The organism is Leisingera sp. F5 (assembly GCF_001593695.1).
Map to the genome: position 1 here is coordinate 1 of NZ_LUKH01001128.1, position 1,250 is coordinate 1,250.

The 1,250-nt window shown below is 64.2% G+C and carries 1 protein-coding gene; it reads right to left on the minus strand.

Annotation, left to right across the window (positions count from 1 at the left end):
- Positions 1-177 precede the first annotated feature (177 nt).
- On the minus strand, positions 178-1,250 hold a 1,073-nt coding region (locus tag A2I95_RS39480; protein WP_367153216.1), incomplete at its 5' end, for a cell division protein FtsZ.

The following is a 1,250-nucleotide window of genomic DNA, read 5'->3' on the forward strand; positions in this document are numbered from 1 at the left end:
GCCGTGTTGCGAACGAGAGTTAAGGTTTTGCAAAAAAACCTACAACTCAATCTTTGTAACGGTTTGAAACATGACTGTAACAGATAAGCAAATCACCGCTCAAAATTGCGCAAATAACTGAAATACACAAATAAAAAGCCGCCCGAAGGCGGCTTTTGCAGTTAGTTTTGTGAACCGTCAGTTTGCCTGGCGGCGCAGGAATGCGGGAATTTCGATGCGTTCCTGGTCCGGGTCAGCCTGCTGCGCCTGCACCGGCTGCTGCTGGGCCGCGGCGGCCGGGGCCTGCATGGCCGGCTGCTGGCGTGCGGCCTGCGGCGGCTGTTTGCCTGCCGGAGCGTCGGTCGTGCCGGTCATCCGGTGGATCAAGGAATTCAGACCAAAGCGACGCTGCCCGTCGGGCTGCTGCTGCGCATTCTGCTGCTGTTGCGGCTGCGGTGCCGGTGCGGCAGGGGCGGCAGCCGCGCGCGGCTGCTGAACCCGCTGCGCCGCCGCCTGCAGGCGCTCCAGCGCTTGCGGCGACGGGGTGCCCGGAGCGGGTGCCCTCGGCGCCACAAAAGCGTCGGGCTGCGGCTCGGGTGTTGTTGCCTGCGGGCGGAATTCCGGAACCTGCGGCTGATAGGCCGGTGGCGGCAGACCGTCGTTGTCCACCAGTTCCGGCTCTTCAAAGATGTCTTCAGCCTGCTCCTGCGCGGCGGCCTGTTGCGCGTTCATCTCTTCAAACAGCGACGGCTCTTCCAGCTGCGCGGCGGCTTCGGGTTGAACAGCCTCCGGGGCCGGGGCGGCCGCGGCTGCTGCAGGCTGCTCAACCGGGGTTTCCAGTTCCAGCGGTGCCGGACGGGTGTCTTCAACACTGACAGTCTGGCGCAGAGGCGCCGACATCGGACGGCGCGGCACCGGCATTTCGGTGTTCACATCCACCGCGTCGATACCGGTGGCAACAACGGAAACCCGCATCTTGCCTTCCATGCCGGTGTCCAGTGTCGAGCCGACGATGATGTTGGCGTCCGGATCCACTTCCTCGCGGATGCGGTTGGCGGCTTCGTCCAGTTCAAACAGGGTCAGGTCATGCGAGCCGGTGATATTGATCAGCACGCCGCGCGCGCCGCGCAGGCTGATTTCGTCCAGCAGCGGGTTGGCAATCGCCTTCTCAGCGGCCTGAACCGCACGGTCCTCGCCCTCGCCCTCGCCGGTTCCCATCATCGCCTTGCCCATCTCATCCATCACCGCGCGCACGTCGGCAAAGTCGAGGT